At 55.6% G+C, this 17,228-nt stretch carries 17 protein-coding genes and 3 pseudogenes; 14 read left to right on the top strand and 6 right to left on the bottom strand.

Annotated features, from left to right (window positions below; genetic code table 11):
* Nucleotides 1-41: 41 nt before the first annotated feature.
* From ACZ1G5_RS19655 to ACZ1G5_RS19605, 11 genes and pseudogenes are all read left to right on the top strand, one after another.
* A complete protein-coding gene (locus ACZ1G5_RS19655; RefSeq protein WP_472734580.1) occupies nucleotides 42-1,139 on the top strand; it encodes a tyrosine-type recombinase/integrase in 1,098 nt (365 codons plus the stop codon).
* A 288-nt stretch (nucleotides 1,140-1,427) separates the two neighbouring features.
* Nucleotides 1,428-2,612 carry a plasmid partitioning protein RepA gene (gene repA, locus ACZ1G5_RS19650; RefSeq protein ID WP_472734579.1) on the top strand — a complete coding sequence of 395 codons (1,185 nt, stop codon included), beginning with the start codon at nucleotides 1,428-1,430 and terminating at the stop codon, nucleotides 2,610-2,612.
* Complete coding sequence (gene repB, locus ACZ1G5_RS19645; RefSeq protein WP_472734578.1) at nucleotides 2,612-3,607, top strand: plasmid partitioning protein RepB; 996 nt, start codon at nucleotides 2,612-2,614, stop codon at nucleotides 3,605-3,607. Before repA ends, repB begins: the two co-directional genes overlap by 1 nt.
* Before the next feature lie 142 nt (nucleotides 3,608-3,749).
* Nucleotides 3,750-4,835, top strand: coding sequence for a helix-turn-helix domain-containing protein (locus tag ACZ1G5_RS19640; protein ID WP_472734577.1), 1,086 nt, complete (start codon nucleotides 3,750-3,752; stop codon nucleotides 4,833-4,835).
* Nucleotides 4,836-4,944: 109 nt separating this feature from the next.
* Nucleotides 4,945-5,376 (top strand): annotated as a pseudogene (locus tag ACZ1G5_RS19635) (hypothetical protein); the annotation flags it as partial.
* Nucleotides 5,356-5,801 (top strand): annotated as a pseudogene (locus tag ACZ1G5_RS19630) (ParB/RepB/Spo0J family partition protein); the annotation flags it as partial. The pseudogenes ACZ1G5_RS19635 and ACZ1G5_RS19630, both read left to right, overlap by 21 nt.
* 107 nt (nucleotides 5,802-5,908) lie before the next feature.
* Complete coding sequence (locus ACZ1G5_RS19625) at nucleotides 5,909-6,604, top strand: regulator (RefSeq protein ID WP_472734576.1); 696 nt, start codon at nucleotides 5,909-5,911, stop codon at nucleotides 6,602-6,604.
* The gene (locus tag ACZ1G5_RS19620) at nucleotides 6,604-7,260 is read left to right on the top strand and encodes a DUF6927 domain-containing protein (RefSeq protein WP_472734575.1); all 657 of its coding nucleotides are present in this window, start codon (nucleotides 6,604-6,606) and stop codon (nucleotides 7,258-7,260) included. The genes ACZ1G5_RS19625 and ACZ1G5_RS19620 overlap by 1 nt, the downstream gene beginning before the upstream one ends.
* Before the next feature lie 68 nt (nucleotides 7,261-7,328).
* Nucleotides 7,329-7,622, top strand: a complete 294-nt coding sequence (locus tag ACZ1G5_RS19615; protein ID WP_386630269.1) for a type II toxin-antitoxin system RelB/DinJ family antitoxin — start codon at nucleotides 7,329-7,331, stop codon at nucleotides 7,620-7,622.
* Nucleotides 7,615-7,890 (top strand): type II toxin-antitoxin system RelE/ParE family toxin, encoded by a 276-nt coding sequence (locus ACZ1G5_RS19610; RefSeq protein ID WP_472734574.1) that lies wholly within the window; start codon nucleotides 7,615-7,617, stop codon nucleotides 7,888-7,890. The genes ACZ1G5_RS19615 and ACZ1G5_RS19610 overlap by 8 nt, the downstream gene beginning before the upstream one ends.
* A gap of 113 nt (nucleotides 7,891-8,003) precedes the next feature.
* Nucleotides 8,004-9,295, top strand: a pseudogene (locus tag ACZ1G5_RS19605) (methyltransferase); the annotation flags it as partial.
* Between the two features lie 62 nt (nucleotides 9,296-9,357).
* Here ACZ1G5_RS19605 and ACZ1G5_RS19600 read toward each other — a convergent pair.
* Nucleotides 9,358-9,744, bottom strand: a complete 387-nt coding sequence (locus ACZ1G5_RS19600; RefSeq protein ID WP_472734573.1) for a hypothetical protein — start codon at nucleotides 9,742-9,744, stop codon at nucleotides 9,358-9,360.
* 128 nt (nucleotides 9,745-9,872) lie between these two features.
* Between ACZ1G5_RS19600 and ACZ1G5_RS19595 the strand changes: the two genes are divergently transcribed.
* A complete protein-coding gene (locus ACZ1G5_RS19595) occupies nucleotides 9,873-10,283 on the top strand; it encodes a winged helix-turn-helix transcriptional regulator (protein ID WP_472734572.1) in 411 nt (136 codons plus the stop codon).
* Here ACZ1G5_RS19595 and ACZ1G5_RS19590 read toward each other — a convergent pair.
* The gene (locus ACZ1G5_RS19590; RefSeq protein ID WP_472734571.1) at nucleotides 10,280-11,272 is read right to left on the bottom strand and encodes an alpha/beta hydrolase; all 993 of its coding nucleotides are present in this window, start codon (nucleotides 11,270-11,272) and stop codon (nucleotides 10,280-10,282) included. The two genes, ACZ1G5_RS19595 and ACZ1G5_RS19590, sit on opposite strands and share 4 nt — an antisense overlap.
* 88 nt (nucleotides 11,273-11,360) lie before the next feature.
* Between ACZ1G5_RS19590 and ACZ1G5_RS19585 the strand changes: the two genes are divergently transcribed.
* Together ACZ1G5_RS19585 and ACZ1G5_RS19580 are read left to right on the top strand one after the other, a co-directional pair.
* On the top strand, nucleotides 11,361-12,194 hold the full coding sequence (locus tag ACZ1G5_RS19585) for a helix-turn-helix domain-containing protein (protein WP_472734570.1): 834 nt from the start codon (nucleotides 11,361-11,363) through the stop codon (nucleotides 12,192-12,194).
* A gap of 91 nt (nucleotides 12,195-12,285) precedes the next feature.
* Nucleotides 12,286-12,666 carry a hypothetical protein gene (locus tag ACZ1G5_RS19580; RefSeq protein WP_472734569.1) on the top strand — a complete coding sequence of 127 codons (381 nt, stop codon included), beginning with the start codon at nucleotides 12,286-12,288 and terminating at the stop codon, nucleotides 12,664-12,666.
* A 174-nt stretch (nucleotides 12,667-12,840) separates the two neighbouring features.
* On the opposite strand, the gene ACZ1G5_RS19575 is transcribed toward ACZ1G5_RS19580, so the two are convergent.
* The 4 genes from ACZ1G5_RS19575 to ACZ1G5_RS19560 form a co-directional block, all read right to left on the bottom strand.
* Complete coding sequence (locus tag ACZ1G5_RS19575; protein ID WP_472734568.1) at nucleotides 12,841-14,445, bottom strand: phosphate ABC transporter substrate-binding/OmpA family protein; 1,605 nt, start codon at nucleotides 14,443-14,445, stop codon at nucleotides 12,841-12,843.
* A 227-nt stretch (nucleotides 14,446-14,672) separates the two neighbouring features.
* Entirely contained in the window at nucleotides 14,673-15,383 is a 711-nt protein-coding gene (locus tag ACZ1G5_RS19570) for a response regulator transcription factor (protein ID WP_472734567.1), read from the bottom strand.
* 135 nt (nucleotides 15,384-15,518) lie between these two features.
* Nucleotides 15,519-16,154 (bottom strand): HAD family hydrolase, encoded by a 636-nt coding sequence (locus ACZ1G5_RS19565; protein ID WP_472734566.1) that lies wholly within the window; start codon nucleotides 16,152-16,154, stop codon nucleotides 15,519-15,521.
* A 9-nt stretch (nucleotides 16,155-16,163) separates the two neighbouring features.
* Nucleotides 16,164-17,225 carry an ABC transporter ATP-binding protein gene (locus ACZ1G5_RS19560; RefSeq protein WP_472734565.1) on the bottom strand — a complete coding sequence of 354 codons (1,062 nt, stop codon included), beginning with the start codon at nucleotides 17,223-17,225 and terminating at the stop codon, nucleotides 16,164-16,166.
* Nucleotides 17,226-17,228: the final 3 nt, after the last annotated feature.

The raw sequence follows: 17,228 nt of genomic DNA, 5'->3' as shown, positions 1-17,228 counted from the left end.
TAAGTTTGCATTATCGGACGTAAAAGAATACGCTCAGCGGCATGTCAGAAAACCGCCAGAAATCGCCCCCTAACCCAGCAAACGCGCCTAACCCCAACGAGGACGACGAGAGACATCCTTCTTCTGGTGAGGCTCTGACACTTCCCACATTTGTTGCTGGTTCTGGTACGCTCGATCGGCTGGTTAAGACTGCCCGTGACTATGCGAAGCAGGCTGCATCTGAGAACACGCTTAAAGCCTACGCGAAGGATTGGGCGCACTTCTCTCGCTGGTGCCGGATGAAGGGCATAGACCCCCTGCCCCCCTCGCCGGAAATGATCGGCCTTTACCTTGCAGACCTAGCGGCACCAACTGGCAAGCCCCCTGCCCTTTCGGTTTCAACGATTGACCGCCGCCTGTCAGGTCTCGCCTGGAACTATGCGCAGCGTGGGTTCGCCCTGGACCGGAAGGACCGTCACATCGCCACTGTGTTGGCCGGGATCAAGCGCAAACAAGCGCGCCCACCGGTCCAGAAGGAAGCCATCCTTGCCGAGGACATCCTTGATATGATTGCGACCCTTGGATTTGGGCTGAGAGACCTACGAGATCGGGCCATTCTGCTGATTGGATACGCAGGAGGTCTCCGTCGTTCTGAAATCGTCAGCCTAGATGTGCACAAGGACGACACACCCGATGGCGGCGGCTGGATCGAAATCCAGGATGACGGCGCGGTCCTGACGTTGAATGCCAAAACCGGATGGCGGGAGGTTGAGATCGGACGCGGATCATCCGACCAGACCTGCCCGGTGCATGCCTTGGAGCAATGGCTGCATTTCGCAAAAATAGATTTCGGCCCGATCTTTGTACGTACATCCCGCGACGGCACCAGAGCCTCAAACGCCCGCCTCAGCGACAAACACGTCGCGCGCCTCATTAAGCAGACGGTACTCGATGCGGGCATCCGCGCGGACCTGCCCGAGAAGGAACGCCTTGCCCTCTTCTCGGGACATTCTCTGCGCTCCGGTCTTGCCAGTTCTGCCGAGGTGGACGAACGCTACGTTCAGAAACACCTTGGACATGCCTCGGCAGAGATGACCCGCCGCTATCAACGACGCCGCGATCGGTTTCGGGTGAACCTGACAAAGGCCGCAGGCCTCTAGCCTTTGCTTGAGTTGCCAATTGAGGAGACATAGCTGCCACACCAACGGGCGAACAGTAACCGCCAAACTGTCAAATGACTTGAGACGTCTCCTCAAAATTCTCCCGGTTCGACCGAATCTTGGCTCCAGTTTACAGCTGTAAACTGATACGTTGCGCCGCATGATGTTGCGGATCACGGCAAGTTAGACACTAAATCAGCAAAAAAACATTGACTTAGATCTGTGAATCGCACCTTTTAGGCCCAAGTGGCGCGAAAAAAGCCATATTGAGCAAATTGGGGCACCCACATGATTCCCGTGACACCAATCGTTAACAACCGTCCCTCGGAACTGGCAACTGATATTTCCGAGCGCCTAACGACAGCTATCCGCGAGCATTTGCTGTCTGCCTTCGCGCCCGACAACACCAAATCCCTGCGCCCGTTCAACGCCCCGGAAGCCGCAGAACTTTTGGGAGTATCGGGCCAGTTCCTCCGCAAAGTCCATGGAGAAGGCACCTTGCCCGAACCGCAGGACATCCGCAGCGGACGCCGTTACTACACCGCGCAAGACATTTGGAATGCTCGGCAAGTTCTTGAGCAAACATCACGAAAGAAAGGCCGCTATGTCCCCGGGCGCAAGGACGGAGACAAACTGCAGGTCTGGCAGCTGATGAACTTCAAAGGCGGATCAAGTAAGAGCACGACAACCATCCATCTGGCGCACTTTCTGGCCCTGCACGGATATAGGGTCCTTGCGGTTGATCTCGATCCCCAAGGCTCTCTAACATCAATGTGCGGGATCAGTCCCGAAATCGAGTTTGACGGCCTGACTGTCTATGACGCCATCCGGTACGATGACCCCGTACCCTTTGCCGAAACGATTGTCGAAACCTACTTTCCGGGCCTCTCTCTCGCACCTTCCCGCCTGCTTTTGTCGGAGTTTGAGACGGAATCCGCCGTGAACTCGAGCCCCGATCAGCCCTTCTTCACACGCATCCGCAGCGCGCTTTCCCAGGTTGAGGACCAATATGACATCGTTCTCATGGACAGCCCGCCGCAACTGGGGTTCTTAACCATTTCCGGCATGGCCGCAGCCACCTCCTTAATCGTTCCCCTGACACCTTCGATGCTGGATGTCTCCTCAACCGCGCAGTTCCTTGAGCTTGCAGGCGCCTATATGGGCGTCATCGAAGAAGCGGGCGCTGAGCTGCAATATGATCACTTCAAGTTCCTGATCACACGCGACGAGCCAACCGATGTGCCATCACAGCAGCTCACATCCTTCATGCGGGCGCTGTTTCAGGATCGTGTTATGGGGGCAACCGCACTGAAAAGCACCGCGATTAGTGACGCCACCATGCTCAAACAATCAATCTACGAGGTCGTCAAATCTGAGATGACGCGAGCAACCTATGATCGCGCCCGAAACTCTATGGACGCGATCGGCAAAGAGGTCGAAGCATTGATACACCAATCCTGGGGGCGTATCTGATGGCGCGCAAATCCCTGCAAGGCCTCTCTGGCATCGCAAAAACAATCGCCGATTCCGGAACCCGTACAACCGAGCGCAAACCAAATACCAGCGCGCCGGCACTTGGTGCACTCCAGGGATCGCTTTCAGCGATCCGGGAGATTGACCCCAAACTAATCGACGAGTGGGGGCCGAAAGATCGCTTGGACGGGTTTACAGCTGTAAACTCAGACGAAGACAGCGATGGGTTCGATGCCCTCAAGAGCAGCATTGAAGAGGGCGGTCAGCAAGTTCCGATCCTTGTTCGCCGCTCAAGCATCGACGGGCGATATGAGATCATCTACGGGCGACGTCGCCTCAAGGCCTGCCGTGAACTAGGACTGAAAGTCCGCGCCAATGTCGAGGACCTCGATGATGCCTCGGCCTTGTTGGCAAAAGGCCTCGAGAATGCGGCGCGACGCAATCTGTCCTTTTATGAAAAAGCACGCTTCGCAGCCGTAATCCAGGCCGCAGGACATGGGACCCAGACAGTACGGCGGGTCTTAAGCCTCTCTAAATCCGGATTGTCTCATCTGACCAAAGTCACCGAAAATGTGCCAGATAATGTGGGCGATGCGATCGGTGTAGCCCAAAAGTCCGGTCGGCCGAAATGGACAGCACTTGCGGAAGCCTTCATCGCCAAGAAGATCACCGCAGGTGCCGCCTTTGCGATCCTGTCAAAGCTCGATCAAGATATGTCGTCAGATGATCGCCTCGAGCGACTCTTGGCCGAAATCGCGCGACGTGGCGCGCGCCCAAAAGAGGGCAGGGCGGTCACGCCCGCCCCAGGCGTTACGATCAAGTCCAGCAATTCCTCCGTCACCCTCGCCGTCAAAAAGACTGGCAAGGATGCCGCCTTCGGGACGTGGCTTGACCGCCATCTCGAAGAGATCATCACCAAGTCCTACGAAGAGTTTACAGCTGTAAACACGCAGGATGACACCCGAGGCCTAAGCAGAAAGGAGGACGGCGAATAGAAAACCCCCGAAGCCGGAGCTTCGAGGGCTGCAGCGCGTAAGCGCCGTTAGACTAGACACCTAAACGGTAGCAGTCCCCGAATCATCGAACAAGAAAAAACGCTTCCGAGCGCATGGGAATTTTTTGTCTGCCGACAAAATCATGAGAACATTGACAGGACTGGCTCTACAAGGAGCCCACTCGCCGAAGCATTCGGCGGGGCAGGAGAGTATTGCCCCAACAAAATGGTCACTCCTACAGGTGATTGAAGATATCCGAGAGCCTTTAGGCCTCAAGGGCACGTCGATCTCACTCTTGCGGGCAATGATTTCCTTCATCAAAGGCAATCACATCACCGCTGCGGGTGACGACGGGCATGTCTGCTTTGCGTCTAATGCCGCTCTGGCCAAACGAACCCATGTTAGTGTTCAAACGGTGGAGCGGCACATCGCCAAACTTATCTCCCTTGGCCTTCTGACACGCCGCTCAAGTGCAAACGGCAAGAGATGGGCCCGACGCGACAAGAATGGCCGGGTTGTGCTTGCCACAGGCCTTTCATTGCTACCCCTATCTGAGCGATTTTCAGAATTTATACAATTAAATCAGATACATCAGGATAGCCTAGCGAAACTCAGTCTTCTGCGTGACAGGTGTGTCATCGCACTTTCACAACTCAAACCCCATATCCCAGATCGTTCGGACCTTGAGACGTTTTTCCAAACGGCGCGCAACCTTTTGCGCAGGCGCGTTCCCACAGAAGCATTGTCAGCGCTGCTCCAAGACATAACACAAGAACTTCAAAATCTAACCGGCGAAGAAACAGATAATTTGAGGGGCACAGACCCTGAGATTGAGGGGCACAAAGAACCTTATAGGAATCAGTCAGTAGAAAAGGAATCTTCACAGATTGAAGTTTCCCCTGATGAGATGGAACGCTCCTATCCCAGACTCTGTGCCGAATTGCGAACTGCACCGGACCAAACCGAATGTGAGCGTAGAATGGGTGTAATCGCAAGCCAACTAGACTTGGGCAATCTCTGGTTTGAAATCAGGCTACTGGGCCCAGCGAAAGCCTTCATAACCTTAGGCTATCTGTTGGAACGCATAGAAAACATTGAAAAGCCACGTGGTTACGCCTTTCATCTTCTTCAAGGACTAACCAATGGTACGATCCCATGGCGAACGTTGCTGAAGGCACGGAAAACCTTGAAGCCGAGTCCTTCGTTATCGAAGAAGGTACTTAATTAAAAGTAAGAGTTTCCTTCTTGTTCTGGGACTGTCTGATGGAACCCTTGTGGGGTGTTCCTGACGGGTCCGGGTCGGTTTCCGTCCTGTCTGTCCTGACAAGGAAGTTCCCATACAAACAGAAGTATTGCGCGTGTTGCGCGCAGAGGCGCGGTCGTGGTGGCGACATCGAGAGCTTAGAAGAACTGGTGGCCTTGATGAGGCGCGTCGACTGGAACGCAAAACCATCCTTCGTGACCTTGGCTACCTTCGAGCTGCGATCAACAACCCCAACGCTTATGTCAGCTGCGGTGGGGGAGGGGCCATTCTTCACCTCGGGCTGACAACAGTCTCGCTCTATGCCCCCGTTGAACGCTTCCCGCTCGCCAGCTTGGCTGTCCGGCTTGGCACGCCTCTGATCGACTGCAGCCCCGTCCGCGACATCATCGCCTTCGCAAACCTGCCAAAGGTCACAATGGACGGCCAGATCAATCCAGAGCCTTGGACGTCCTCCAGCCAGGTATCGCTCCTGACATATATCGACGCTGCCGAACGCCTTGAGGCGAGCGAGAAGGCCAAACTGGTTGCCTATGCAACGGCTAGCACGACGCAATCGTGTTTTGCCCGCAGCGTTCAGAGCGACAGCCTAATGCATGACTTCGAGATTGAGGTCATGCCTGACATTCGCGCGCATTGGACGCCGAACGCGGCACTGTTCAACCGGTTCAAGAAGGCGTGGCTGCTCAAAATCCTTGGCGAAGAGCTCGGCCTTGCGCAGGAGGCGGTGACACTTGCCTCCATGAGCAAGAAAGAGATCGTCGCCTTTTGCGACAAGCTCTTCGCGAGCCATTTGCAACGCTGACAGAGGCACAACGCGCGGCCGTTGCCGCATGGTGTCCGCCGATGATGCAAACGACCGGTGGCGTCAGCTTGGTTGTTGATGCGGAAGAGACCGCACCAGCAGAGACGGTTCAGGCAAAAGCCGCCTGATCCACCGAGTTGACCCGCGCTTGGGAACAACCAGACGCGGGTCATCCCACTCCCCAACAACTCGCTGAAACAAGCGGCTCCGGCCGTCGGTTATGAAAGACATCCCCATGGCTATTCTCAAGTTCACCGCGTCCGCTGTTGCGGCGCAGATCGCGTATGCGCGCTCCTGTGCGACCTTCCTGCCCAATTGGAACGGGCCAGTCGACAAACCCGCCCTGATCCTCATCGTTGGGAACGGCGTGCATCTGCGCTCCAACGGCATTGATGGCACTACCACCCGTATTTTCACCACCGAGCAGTCCGATCCCAGCTTTGCCTTCGCAAACGGCATCAACCCGTTCCGGGACAGCGATTGGATGGCAAAGCGCCGACTCGCGTTCCGCGATCTGACTGGGCAGTTCTACACCGACATTCTGGATGATGTGCAGACACTTATCGATCGCGGGCAGGGGGCCATCCGGCTGGCAACCGACGGGCATTCTATCCGTGTCTTCGCCCATCGCGCCTCAGACTTCCTAATTGGTGGCACCTATGAGGTTCCGTCAGGCTTGGGTGGCACATTCCGAGTGGTTCTCAAGGATGCCTGCGACACGTTTGTCATCGTTCAGAACTGTGGGAACACAGCGTTTCAAGAATACCAAATAGATAACTCAGCACCAATGTCCCGAGAACGTGAAGCGTGGCAGGGTATTGGGGCTTCATCTGATTTCTTGAAGCGCCCTTGTGAGGACTTCGACGCCATGCAACCCTACCGTGTACCGCTCGATGCACTCATAGAGCTAGAAGACCGGAGGGCAGCATAGTGGGCTGGTTGTTTTACATCGACCGGCGGGTCCAGACCTACGCTGATGAGAAGGCAGAGATCACGCGTCTTTGCACATTTGAGACAGATACGCGCCGCACGACACTGGTCAAAGCCAGTAAAGTTGGCTCGACCTGGTATGCGGCAGCAAAAGTAGAGAGCCTTGACGCGGCACCTCTAGAGGATCGGACCTATGTGACCGACAAGGACGGATCGTTCACCTTTGGCGCAGTGTTTCTGACGCGCTACGACGACGGGTGTTGGGGCTACAAAGACATGGAGGAAAGCGCTGGTCCTTGTGAGTCTCGCGCGCCGTCGAGTATCCTCAATCTCTTGTCCGAGTTGAAAGACTCCGACAGCTATGCCCACGCCTGGCGGCAAAGGTGTCGGGATTGGGCCGCGATCCCTGATTACGCAGAGGGCGATAAGATCAAGCTCGCATCTCCTGTAACGCTCAGCGATGGCAGCACCTGCCAGATCGTCACAGCAACCCATTACAGGCGCGGGCGTCAAAAACGTCGCTGCTACCGCATCGAGGAAACCGGCAGTCTTGTGCGGCTTTCAAAGGCGTCACTAGCGGGATCGACCCTCTTCAGTCGCGAAATAGCTGAGGGCAGTGCGGTGTTGGCGGAGTTTTTTGCGGGGCAGGGGGCCTAGAGTGAAACTCTCCACCGCCTTGATTGCGTATCTCATTTGAGATACAGCAATAACCAAAGGAGACTCATATGCCCGCTCAAACATCGATGATCCATGTCCGTGTTGACGATCAACTTAAAGCGCAGGCCTCGGATGCACTCTCGGGCGTCGGCCTGACGCTTTCGGATGCCGTTCGCATCCTCTTGACGCGCGTGGCCGCAGAGGGCGGGTTGCCAGCGGGACTGACAGCGGACCCAGACGCCTATGACGCATGGTTCCGCTCCAAAGTGCAGGAAGCATTGGACGACCCAAAGCCGACAACACCGCAGGCGCAGGTAATGCAAGACGCTCAGGCGCTGATTGATAAGAAGCGCCGTGCCTGATCTCGAATGGAAGGCCACGGCCATCGCTGATCTGCTGGCGATTATCGACTACATTTCTGACGACAATCCAGATGCGGCCCGAGCTCTCAAGGACGAAATCGAAGCCAAGACGTCAAGATTGCCAGAGCATCCCCAGATGTACCGCGTGGGACGTGTTGACGGCACCCGTGAAATGGTTGTGCGTCCAAATTACATCGTGATTTATGCTGACGACCCAAGTGCCATAGTGATCTTGCGGGTGCTGCACGCAGCTCAGCACTGGCCATAGGTCGGCCTGTTTCAAAGCCATTCAGATAAATAGAAGCCCTCTCGGCACTCACAAAGTGCAAAGGAGGCTTTTTGTCCTGTGAACCTCAAACCGGATCACAAAGGACAGAAATTATGGCCCACGCCAACCAGAAGCACTCCAATCAATCTCCATCTAATGCTCAGCTCAAAATAGCCCTGTCGCTGATCGCCGCCGAGATCGCGCGGGGTTCTCTGCGCAGCTCCTCTCTTTCAAATATCATGCGCGACACCTTTAGCGGCGGTGATGCCAGCGGTGCATGGAGTTGGCGTATCGCCTACGACATGATGCAGGCCGCTGCTGTTCAAACGCTTTTCTTGGATGCGAGCGGGTCAGACCCACTCAGTGCCGCAAAAACCTCGCAATGGGGCTCTTGACCGAAACGCGCCGGTCAGAGCAACAGATCCGCTTGCAACAGTTCTCGACCCCGCTGCCATACGCTGCCCTCGCCGTGCGCGCGGCGGCGATCCGCAACGGTGAGACTGTGCTGGAACCGTCCGCAGGAACCGGTTCGCTGGCAGGGTTTGCCAAGCGGGCAGGGGCCAAGCTCATGCTTAACGAAGTCGATCCGTTTCGCCAGCGGGTGCTTGATGCAGTGTTTGACGCGAAGGCGAGCGGACATGATGCCGAGCATATCGACGATCTGCTGACATCAACAACAGCACCCAGCGTTATCGTGACGAACCCGCCGTTTGCGTCCTCGGTCGATCGCTCTCGTGATGAGCATATCGCAGCAAAACATCTCTTCGGGGCAGCGAAACGACTGGCCTCTGGCGGGCGCCTTGTTGCTATCATGCCAATGGGCTTCACCCCCGAGCGGGATGCCGCACATTGGGCGCGGGCGATGAGCCTTCTTTCCCCGCAGTTGGCTCTCACCATCCCCGGCCATGTCTACCGCAAGCTTGGCACCAGCGTGGATACCCAACTGATGGTCTTTGATAAGGTCGATCAGGTCAGCGAGATGATCCGCACCTCTGTCGATGATCTGGATGCAGCAGTGGACATCGTCGACCAGATCGCCGCAACACGGTCGATTGTAGCGCCTGTGACGGCGACACGCTCATTGAATGTCCGGCGCTCTTTGACGCGATCTGCGCCTCACAAGGCGCGCAAGCCTGACGCATCAAATGCATTTGTTGCCAAAACACCTAAACACGCAGCGACACCGCTGTCGTTCGCCACGTTTGAGACCCCGCGCGAAAACACCCCCATATCCGAGATATATGCCCGCTATCGCCCGCAGCGGATCGACATTGCGGGGGCACAGGAACACCCGACGCCGCTGGTTGAAAGCATTGCCATGGCGTCTGTTGCACCACCGGTGCCTTCCCTGCAGTCCGCGGAGGGGTTGCGCTTGCCGAACCGCTTGATTGCAGAGGGTCATCTCATACCGCAAAGCCCCGCAATAGCAGCCGCCTGTCTGTGTCATGGGATTATCCTTCAGAAGTTCTAGAAAAACAGGGTGATCGAGAGTTGTGGAAAGGCTGCGCAAAACGCCAATCCCGCCGCGATACCGCCATAGGTCAGTACGAAGGGTGCCTTGCACGCGAATGATCCAGCCCTCAGCAAGATGAAAGTCACACCAGCATTGGATACGATCCCCATGATGACGACTGCCCAGGGGAATGTACCCTGCCAGATCAGCTGAAAAGCACTGGCATATCCCACCAACAACGCGAGCATCGCGACACCGTAGAGCCGGTAAAACGATGTGCCGGTTGCCGGAATGTTCGTAACCTTGTTTAGTCTCTCAACCGGGAAGAACAGAAACGGGATCATCACAAATACCGCCGTCACAGTGATCTTAACCAGAATGACCAGAAAAACAAAAGACATTGAAACGCGCTCCTGTGCTGCTAAGTACATATTTCGAACTCAACTATCGAGGCTGGGACCGTTTGTCAAACTCAGATGAATCTAAACTGTCAAAATGTCTGGCACCCGTCGCTAAATGTGACTGCGGCATGGCACTGGCGTCGGAAATGCTGTTCGAGAAGTGGACGATGTTGATCATCCGCGAGGCGTTCTATGGCGTGAAACGCTTTGAAGATATGCGCGAAGACACCGGTATTCCGCGATCCGTTTTGACCTCGCGGCTGAAACATCTGGTCGCCCATGACATCCTTGAAAAGAAGCAATATCAGGTCGAAGGCGCGCGTCCCCGCCCCGGCTACACTCTGACCGAAAAGGGCCGGGAGCTGAGCCTGACGATTTTTGCCCTGATGCAATGGGGCGACAAGTACCTCAAAGACGGGTCCGCCGCTATTCAGGTCAAAGACCGGCGCAGCGGTGAACCTCTCAAAGTGGCCTTGGTTGCAGGCGACACAGAAGAGGTGACATTGAGAGATGTCGCCATCGACATCCTGAAGCCCTAAGCCGCATCAACCCTTGCGCGTATCGCTTTCAAAGCGTCCCGCGACGATGTGGTCAAGCTGTCGTAGATGTGAAAATCGTGCGGCATGTCATCCCAGATATCGAGGGTCATCTCGACCCCAAGCGCACGTTGAACCTCGGCGAACTCAAAGATCATATCACGTAGCATTTCGCGCCCGCCTGCTTGCAAATAGACCGGCGCGCAGCCCTTAAAATCATGGTTGATTGGCGAGAGCGCCTCGCGCCCAAATCTGTTGTTTGGATCGAGCCAGCGTCCAAACTGCAAAGCCATCCAACCCTGCACCATGTCGTAATGGTTGTTGCTGGTCATGCTGTCGCCGCGTTCACCAATATCCGTCCAAGGGCATAACCCGATGCACAAGGCTGGCTGGGCCTGATCGCGTGCCTTAAGCGTTTGCAATAGCATCAACGCCATATGGCCACCCGCACTGTCGCCGATGACGATGATGTTCTCCGGGGCGTGCGTCTCAGTCAGGAAATCCCATGCGGCAAGGGCATCCTCGGATTGCGCTGGATGCGAGTGTTCCGGTGTCAACCGGTAATGCGGCATGAACACGCGTGCCCCACAATGATGCGCCAACATTCCGCCGAACCGATGGGCAATGGGTCCCCGAAACGTGTAGCCACCGCCGTTGCAATAGAGCAGAACCTTATCGCTTGTGCAGTGTGCGGGGGTGAACCACACGCCCTTGGGGCTGTCTTGCGCGGTTTGGGTCACGTCATAGACATCGTCTGTTTCCGTCTGCACTGCATAGAAATATGCCCGTCCGACTGCCATATCCTCATAGCCCATCGCCGTGGTGAACTGATGCCGCCAAAAACGAATGCCAATATCGTGGCTGATCCCCCAATCCGGCGCGATCCGCCGCCCGAATAGGTGCCCAATCGCGACCAGAAAGGCGATCCGGTTCAGCGTCAGATACCCGCGAATGCGATGCCGCAGTGGGCCATGAAATGAAATTTTTGCCATCAGGTGCCTCATCTATTTTTTCGGGACCAATTGGCAGAGATCGGGGTAGCAACTATAGAACGAACCCGACACTTCGGAGCGTGGATCAATGCTGGACTCTCGGCTGCTTTTGCCACCAAAACCTTTGGCCAATTGCATCATGGCAGGCATCTATCGCGACACGCGCGGGGCCGGACTGTCTGACGCGGATCGGCTGAATTATTTTCCGGCATCGCCAACCTACGCGCTGTCCGTCGTCTTCTTCGGCGCACTACAAAGCGATGTCGGAGTGCGTACGATCAACGAATTGCGCGAGAGGCCCTGCCTGCAAAGGGTCAGCGTTATGCCTCCGCAGAACGCACCGGTCACAAGCTGGAGCAGTGGCGATATCACGGCCCTGTCCATCGCCTTCTTCCCTGAAGCCTGGGCCGCTTTGGGCGGTGAAATCGATACAAAGGACGCGCCCCAAGTGTTGCTTTCGCTGATATCTGATCTGGACGAGACTCTGCCCATTGAAGCGTTTTGGACAGCATTCTGCTATGCTTTGACCCCGGTCTGGTCAGCCTCCCGCCACAACGCACCAGCTTCCAACTGGTCCGGCTCAGACAGTATTTCGGACTGGAGCCGCCACATGCTGGTGGCCGCCGCACTGTCCGGCCCGGGGCGCAGCTTACGCGCGGCAGAACGCAGGTTCCGTCGCTGGACCGGGCATACCCGCCAAAGCGCACAATTCTTCGCCCGCATCGAAAACCTGCACGCCTTGGCGACAGCTCTGCCCTATCTCACGGCCTCCGAAGTCGCCGTTGAGGCCAAGTTCAGCGACCAGTCCCACATGGGCCGCGCCGTCAAACGCGCGACCGGGTTTTCGCCCGCCAAGCTTAACGCAATGATCGCGACGCAAGAGCCGTTTTGGTGCTACCGCTTGTTGGGGGAGCGGTTTTGAAAAGGTTTTGCAAAGCCGCAAAGCCTGCGCCTTGACACAGGCAACCAGCATACATTTCGAGCTTTGTCAGGCGCTTCATTAAAGAATTTCCATGCAATATCGGCTTCTGAGCACTATCGTCGCAATACTGTTTTCCGTCCTGTGTCTCACTTTGATCCTGCTTCCTGCAATCGTATATTTGCTGTTCAGTTTAGAGGGAAACGCGCTCGGCGGTTTTCTGGCAAAGCGCGCAGAGGTGCTCTTCCTTGGCGTTGCACTGCTTTGTTTTCTTTCACGAAACACAAAATCGACAGAAGGCAGAAAATTGGTATCGCTGACTATCGGCACGGCAATGGGAGCAATGGCCCTTCTGGGGCTTTATGAATTTGCGCTTGGGACCGCAGGGATGGGCATCTTGATCGCAGTCACAATCGAGATAGCCATCGCGGTCCTATTTCTTAACCAATTGGTGGATAGTCAAAAAATTCAATAAGACCCGGCACCTTTGAGAGGCGACCAATTTCTAAAACAGAGCTATGGTCAACTTTCAGCGGGCAGACTAAATGGTCACCGACGTGCTGTAGATATGTGTCGATCGGCCGTTCGCGACCCACCATAGATACAAGCCGGCGGGTCGCGTCTATTGAGTCATTTGCCCCAGCTGATCCTATGACGCTTCCTCACCAGACGTATTCACCCAGACTTCAACGCGTCTGTTGATCGAGCGCCCCTGTTCAGTTGTGTTGCATTGTGATGGTGCAATCTCGCCATAGCCGACGGCAGCCATCTTGATCCCATCAAGACGCGTGCCAGCGAACGCTTCGAATTCTGCAAGCGCGGCTTCTGCGCGACTAAGCGACAACGCACGGTTTGCATCGAATGCGCCCACATCGTCGGTAAAGCCCACAAACTTGATCTGCGTCCCAGCAGGCATCTCTTCAAGGTGGGAGGCAAGGCGTGCCATGTCCAGGCGCCCCCTTTCATCAAGTTTTGATGACCCCGTGCGGAACCGGAATGTTGTCGAAAGCCGGTCATGTGACCCCATGTCTTCCAGCATCGCATCGATGAAGCTGGCTTCGTAAGGACCAGCATTTGTATTGCGCAAGATTTCGGCGCGCGGACTATCGGCAGCTTGAGACCGCGACTCAACGCTTAGATCAAAGTATCCTGCTTTTTGGATCAATGGATCAGCGCGCTCGGAAAGGGTATATTCCAGAAGAGCCTTGGCGTTTTGATCCAGACCGTCGGCCCGGTTGTAGAAGTACAGCCGCTGGAGCAGGCCATATTCCTCCGTTCTTGCAGAAAAGGCGTCCGGGATCATCGGAAGCCCACAATCGCTGATCAGGGTCAAGGGAACTGCGCCGCGTTTCTCTGCATGGCTCAGATAGCCAATCGCGTGAATGTCACCTTGGACAAGATCGGCAACTTCAGTGCCGTCTTTCGCAACGACCGCATTGCGCAGTCCCTGCAGTTCGACTTCAGGTCCAAAGATCGTATCAGAAAATGCCTGCCGTTTATGCGACCAACCCTCGCGATCAATCACTGAAATTGGCGCATCTGGCCCGCCGAGGCTACTCCAATTCGTAATGATCCCCGAAAAGATGCCCTTGATTTGATCCATTGTCAGCGAACGGATTGAGTTTTCCGGGTGCACGACAACCACCATACTGTCGAGCGCGATGATATGTTCCTGCGCTGGAGAGATCATATTCCCGGCACCTGCATCACGCAGGGCACGTGCTTCTTGAGGCAAGATGCGACGCGAGGCCATGCCGATGGCTGCGGATTCATGGAGGAGCGCCGTAAAGGCATCGACCGATGCAGAAGAATGCACAAGATAGCTTCCGATTTCGTCACCAAAGCCTTGATCGGCAATCACAGTGCCCAAAACTTCGCGTCCGTTTGTGGTATCCGCAATATGCGCATCCGCGTTGCGCAAGTCGGCAAAGCCGGCCAGAAGAACCGGCATCAAACCAGTGCCAATCGTCGAGGAACCCCGAAGCGCCACTATCTCTGGGCCGCCTCCAACTAAAGGGCAGGCCGCGCCTTCGCAGCGCACCTGGCTTGCTGATACGCGCAATTCGCCGAGGTCGGTGCGGACCACATATGCGCCGCCATCGAAGTCGACCAACTCACCTTCGATGTTGATCCTATTGTCCTCTGAGATAAGGCTGATCTTTTCGGCTTGTGCTGCGGTCGGAAGCAATGACATCGCTGACATTGCAATGATCGATACGGATGATAGTGACGTTGTAAATCGTGAGAGTTGCATCGGGTTTTTCCTCTTTTGCTCAAATGTGCCGCTGCTTTCGCTGTCATCGTTTTCAACGCGGCGCCATTGGAATTGATGTCAACAGTCTGGGAAAAACCGGCGTTAAGTTTGGGTCTGAAATATGCTGATTTGGTGGGTGCCAGATTCGGGTGGGACCACTTCTTCCTTGAAATGGATACGATTCTGCCAGATTTTCAGCTACGCTGCATAACCTCAGTATGGGCGTCTCAGGTCTCTGAATCTGGCGCGATGAAGAAGCAATATCCTTGGCCGCGCCGCGTCTGCAAATGCACGGGCGCGGCAGGATTGATTTCAATCTTGCGCCGCAGACGCATGACAAGCACATCCACAGATCGGTCGCCATATCCGGCTTTGTCTTCCCCAAGCGCACAGATCAAATCCATGCGCGATATGATATGGTTGGCGTTGCTGACAAAGTAGTCAAGAAGATCAAACTCTGTTTTTGTGAGGTTGATGGCGCAGTTGGTCCCATCCAAGAGCGTCCGGCGTTCCCGATCCAGAGTGAAATCGCCGAAGGTAACGGTTCCCAGATTTTCCAGCAATTTTCCGGGTTTGGCGCGTATACGCCGCAGTAAAGCATGGATCCGCGCGATCAACTCTTTCGGGTCAAATGGCTTTCGCACAAAATCATCAGCACCAATACGTAATCCAATTGTAATGTCTGTGGTGTCGGCATGACCGCTGATCATGATGATCGGGACGTCCAAAGACTTGCGAATGTCGCGGGTCAGGTCCAATCCGCTTTCGCCGCGCAAACGGAAGTCGATAAGAACAAGGTCAAGGCCGACAGAATTCTGGACTTCGTAGAACTCTGAAATCCGCGACATGGGGACGGGCAAAAAATTGTTCTCGCTCAAAAGCGCAGAGATCGCGTTGCGCACACCAATGTCGTCATCAAGAATACCAATCCTATACACGTGGTGCCTCCATTCAGCCTTGCGCCTGCCTCATTCGCTTTGCTGCCTCGGGGCTTTATGTTTCAAATTTTCCATTCTCGAGCCCTGGCCTGTAACTTTGTTAACCAAATCGCCGCTTGCGCGTGCAGTTGCCTGTCAATTTGGAATGATCTGAACGACGTCAAGACTAGCAGCCAGCGCCGCTGCTACCCCGCTGTCAGAGTCCTCAAACACGAGCGTTTTTGAAATCGGTTTGCCAAGGTGACGCGCGCAATTCAGATAGATGTCGGGCGCTGGTTTCGGGGCAAGCCCGTCTGAAACAGTTGCGATATGTGCAAAGCGGTGGATTAAGCCGATGGCGTGCAGCGATGCCTTTGCAACCGAAACCTCGGCATTTGTCCCAACCGCCATCGGCATCAGTGGGTCCAGTTTGCTGATGAGATCAACCGTCTCGGGGATGGGCTGGACCGTGTCGGCCTTCAAAATAAATGCGGCGATACTGTCTTGCATCGCCCTGCTTACGTCAACATGTCCGTCAACTTCCGCCGCGAAGGCCGACAAAAGAGTGGTGCGATCAAGGCCTGTGCGGGCAAAGTACCAGTCGCGGGCCAAGTCATGACCCTGTGATTTGAGTGCATAATGCAGTGAGTGGAAATGCGTTTCTTCGCTGTCAACGAGCGTGCCATCGTTGTCAAAGATCACCGCGCGGTAGTCCCGCGCGGTGATCATGGCCTGCCAGTCGGTCGGGAGGACAACCTGCTCAGTGCCGTTCGCGAAAAGGATGCCCCGCATCGTTATGACTCAGGCCGCAACAAGGCGTGCAGTGTTTTGATCAAACTGCACGGATACGGCATCGCCTTGCTTGAATGGGTTTGCGGTCACGCTGCTGATGACAAACAATGACCCGATTGCGCTTTCAACAGTGTATTGGATTTCCTTTCCAAGGTAGGCTGCATAGGTCACCTCACCTTTGATGCCGGGCTGCTCTGGGGCGGCAAGCTTCAGGTTGTGGGGGCGCAGCACCATTTGGGCAGATCCAGGCAAAAGTCCGCCACTTTGGACTTCGTAGGTCACATCTTCCATTCGGACAGTTGCTGAACCGTTGTTCACATGCTCAATTGCGCAATCCGCAAGATTGGCATCCCCAATAAAGTCAGCGATAAAGGCGGACTTTGGGGCTTCATACAAATCGCTTGGCGATCCTTCCTGTGCGATTTCCGCGTTCTTCATCACGATAATCCGGTCGGAAACTGCCATCGCCTCTTCCTGATCGTGGGTCACGTAGACGGCGGTCAGCCCAAGACGCTGCTGGATTTGGCGGATTTCTTCGCGCACATGACGGCGCAGTTTTGCGTCAAGGTTGGACAGCGGCTCATCCAGCAACAGAACTTCGGGTTCCAACACAATGGCGCGGGCCACGGCGACGCGTTGCTGTTGGCCGCCGGACAATTCGCTTGGCAGGCGGTCGCCAAAGCCCGCAAGGCCAACAAGCTCCAGCCCTTCTTCGGCCTTCGCGTTGGCTTCGGCCTTGGGCACGGATTTCACCGACAGCCCGTAGGCCACGTTTTCACGCACGGTCATATGCGGAAACAGCGCGTAGGATTGAAACACCATTGAGACCTTGCGGTAGGTCGCAGTCAGGTGCGTGACGTCTTCGCCGCCGATCAGGATCTTGCCTTCTGTCGCCATTTCCAGCCCCGCGATCAGACGCAGGGTCGTGGTTTTACCGCAGCCACTTGGCCCCAAAAGGGTTACAAGCTTGCCAGGCTCAATCGCCAGATCCAGTTTTTTCAGCGCAGTTACCTCGCCGTATTTCTTGACGACGCTTTCAAAGCGGACAGAGCCTGTTTGTGTATCAGTCATGTT

The sequence above is a fragment of the Yoonia sp. JB2-21 genome (assembly GCF_055693545.1).
The sequence above is the reverse complement of the archived record's forward strand: the minus strand, read 5'-3'. Positions and strand labels throughout refer to the sequence as shown.

Excerpts from the sequence above, each read along its gene's own strand:
- ACZ1G5_RS19655 (WP_472734580.1), top strand. The coding sequence starts at position 42 with ATGTCAGAAAACCGCCAGAAATCGCCCCCTAACCCAGCAAACGCGCCT.
- repA (WP_472734579.1), top strand. The coding sequence starts at position 1,428 with ATGATTCCCGTGACACCAATCGTTAACAACCGTCCCTCGGAACTGGCA.
- repB (WP_472734578.1), top strand. The coding sequence starts at position 2,612 with ATGGCGCGCAAATCCCTGCAAGGCCTCTCTGGCATCGCAAAAACAATC.
- ACZ1G5_RS19640 (WP_472734577.1), top strand. The coding sequence starts at position 3,750 with ATGAGAACATTGACAGGACTGGCTCTACAAGGAGCCCACTCGCCGAAG.
- ACZ1G5_RS19625 (WP_472734576.1), top strand. The coding sequence starts at position 5,909 with ATGGCTATTCTCAAGTTCACCGCGTCCGCTGTTGCGGCGCAGATCGCG.
- ACZ1G5_RS19615 (WP_386630269.1), top strand. The coding sequence starts at position 7,329 with ATGCCCGCTCAAACATCGATGATCCATGTCCGTGTTGACGATCAACTT.
- ACZ1G5_RS19600 (WP_472734573.1), bottom strand. The coding sequence starts at position 9,744 with ATGTCTTTTGTTTTTCTGGTCATTCTGGTTAAGATCACTGTGACGGCG.
- ACZ1G5_RS19595 (WP_472734572.1), top strand. The coding sequence starts at position 9,873 with ATGGCACTGGCGTCGGAAATGCTGTTCGAGAAGTGGACGATGTTGATC.
- ACZ1G5_RS19590 (WP_472734571.1), bottom strand. The coding sequence starts at position 11,272 with ATGGCAAAAATTTCATTTCATGGCCCACTGCGGCATCGCATTCGCGGG.
- ACZ1G5_RS19585 (WP_472734570.1), top strand. The coding sequence starts at position 11,361 with ATGCTGGACTCTCGGCTGCTTTTGCCACCAAAACCTTTGGCCAATTGC.
- ACZ1G5_RS19580 (WP_472734569.1), top strand. The coding sequence starts at position 12,286 with ATGCAATATCGGCTTCTGAGCACTATCGTCGCAATACTGTTTTCCGTC.
- ACZ1G5_RS19575 (WP_472734568.1), bottom strand. The coding sequence starts at position 14,445 with ATGCAACTCTCACGATTTACAACGTCACTATCATCCGTATCGATCATT.
- ACZ1G5_RS19565 (WP_472734566.1), bottom strand. The coding sequence starts at position 16,154 with ATGCGGGGCATCCTTTTCGCGAACGGCACTGAGCAGGTTGTCCTCCCG.
- ACZ1G5_RS19560 (WP_472734565.1), bottom strand. The coding sequence starts at position 17,225 with ATGACTGATACACAAACAGGCTCTGTCCGCTTTGAAAGCGTCGTCAAG.